Consider the following 2,314-nt stretch of genomic DNA (forward strand, 5'->3'; position numbering starts at 1 on the left):
ATCTGTAGTTTTGTCAGAGTTGGGGTTACATCTACGTATATGCATTTTGATGATTTTCCATGTATCTCGATGAACTCACAACTGCATGACTCAGGACTTATTAGCGTAATCAATGATTGTGTCCAATAACACACACCACAACATGTAGGGATCGTATGATATCAACCTTGACCGAGGACTATTGGCAATAGTCCATGGTTATGCACCCTAAAAATTGCCTTTTAAAATATCAAAAAAATATCAAACCTCATAATATCAAACATCTTCTTTCCGTTTGAACATTATTAGCAAGCGACCGTCTATTGCAATTAGGCCAATAAATATCAACCCCATCCCAGCAAACGCATTCCAGGCAAGCCGCTCTGCTAACACTACAACTCCAAGCAATATAGCACTAACAGGAATTAAAAAGGTGACCAATAAAAGATTTGTAGGACCTGCAGTCGCCAAAACCTGGAAATAAATAATATAAGCTAAAGAAGTGCTAACAGCCGCAAGTCCAAAAAGGGCCATTAAAGTCGTTGTGCCTGGTGAAAAATTCCATGGTTGCTCGATGACTAACGCCAAAGGCGTCATCATGATAGTGGAACCGCATAACATCCCTGTAGCCACAATAAGTGGATTAATACCTTTAAATCGATGGCCATATATTGCAGCACAGGCATATGAAAATGTTGCTCCCACGACGGCAAGCTGTCCGAAAACTTCAATGCCGAATCCTCGTAATGACTCAATTCCTATCAACATGGCTACGCCAATCCAGCCAATGGTTACACCTGTAATTCGATTCGCTGTGAGTCGTTCTTCTCTGGTTAAAAAATGGGTAAGGACGACACTAAAAATGGGCGTCGTAGCATTTAAAATGCTTGCGAGGCCACTTTCTATGTGTGTTTGTCCCCAGACAATTAAACTAAACGGGATTAAATTATTCAATGCACCCATGATTATGAATGCCCCCCATAAACCTGGAGATGATGGCATTTTATCCCCTTTTAAATAAACAATTGCCAAGAGGATAATGGATGCGAGGGCTACCCGGCATAATACAATAGTTAATGGCGGCATTTCTTTTACCGCCATTCCTACAAAGAAAAAAGAACCTCCCCATAAAATAGACAACATGATAATTAGTCCCCATTCTTTTATACCCATGACCCGGTTGACGATTTCACCCTGCGGTAAAGAATTATTATTCATCTGTGCCTTTTGCGCTATAAGCCGGGTTTTCATCTTTTCTCCTTAACAATTTTTCTGAATTTATATTATCGAATTTGTCTTGGCAATGTTGTTTCGATAATAATCACTTATGGACTGTTTTTGCGACCCGAATATTGCTGAATTTTTTAGCAAGATTCGGGTGGTCATCCTGACCATAGTCCATTATTATTAGGCACGGACATAAAAGAAAGGAAGTTGGAATGCATCCATACGATTATTCCCAGCAATCAGATGATTACAAAAGAATCGAAAAGGCCATTCAGTATTTAGAGGCCAATTTTAAATCCCAACCGACATTGGAGAAAATTGCAGAAAGTGTTCATCTTAGCAAATATCATTTTGATCGTATGTTTAAGCGGTGGGCAGGAATAAGTCCGATCCAATTTCAACAATTTATGACGCTCGATTATACAAAGCAGAAACTGGCCGATTCAAGGAGCCTCCTCGATACCGCCTTAGATGCGGGCCTTTCAGGTCCCAGTCGTCTCCATGATTTATTTGTCACTTTCGAGGCAATGACACCTGGAGAATTTAAAAAACAGGGGGCAGGATTGGAAATATTTTATGGTTTCTGCGACTCTCCGTTCGGCGACTGTTTGCTTGCCATCACAGAACGAGGCATTTGTCATCTTGGATTTGTAAAAGGGGATAAACGATCCGAAGCGTTGAACCAGCTTTTTGAAACTTGGCCTGGAGCCGTATTCACTGAAAACCACAAGCCGATCAATTTAATTGCAAACGATATATTCAGATATGATCGAAATACAAAACCAGGTCCGTTTAATTTACACCTTAAAGGTACAAACTTTCAAATAAATGTATGGAAAGCTTTATTGAGCATCCCCGAAGGGTGGGTAGTAAGCTACCAAGATATTGCCTCTCATATAGGACACCCTAAAGCATTTCGGGCTGTTGCGAACGCCATTGCCATCAATCCCGTTGCCTATCTAATTCCTTGCCATAGGGTGATTGCTAAATCTGGAAAAATCCATCAATATCGTTGGGGATCTGCGCGAAAAAAGGCTTTGATAGGATGGGAAGCCGCGAGATCGGCATAAAATCCATTCATGTATCTAACGCACCTACTCAACTGAAG

General features: G+C 40.8%; 2 protein-coding genes. One reads left to right on the top strand and one right to left on the bottom strand.

Annotation, left to right across the window (positions count from 1 at the left end):
• Window positions 1-255: 255 nt before the first annotated feature.
• Complete coding sequence (locus tag Q0X89_RS09930) at window positions 256-1,230, bottom strand: DMT family transporter (RefSeq protein WP_297693643.1); 975 nt, start codon at window positions 1,228-1,230, stop codon at window positions 256-258.
• A gap of 188 nt (window positions 1,231-1,418) precedes the next feature.
• Here Q0X89_RS09930 and Q0X89_RS09935 point away from each other — a divergent pair, with 188 nt between their 5' ends.
• Window positions 1,419-2,276, top strand: a complete 858-nt coding sequence (locus Q0X89_RS09935; protein ID WP_297693645.1) for a methylated-DNA--[protein]-cysteine S-methyltransferase — start codon at window positions 1,419-1,421, stop codon at window positions 2,274-2,276.
• Window positions 2,277-2,314: the final 38 nt, after the last annotated feature.

The organism is uncultured Eudoraea sp. (assembly GCF_947258525.1).
Taxonomy (GTDB): domain Bacteria; phylum Bacteroidota; class Bacteroidia; order Flavobacteriales; family Flavobacteriaceae; genus Eudoraea.

Excerpts from the sequence above, each read along its gene's own strand:
- Q0X89_RS09930 (WP_297693643.1), bottom strand. The coding sequence starts at position 1,230 with ATGAAAACCCGGCTTATAGCGCAAAAGGCACAGATGAATAATAATTCT.
- Q0X89_RS09935 (WP_297693645.1), top strand. The coding sequence starts at position 1,419 with ATGCATCCATACGATTATTCCCAGCAATCAGATGATTACAAAAGAATC.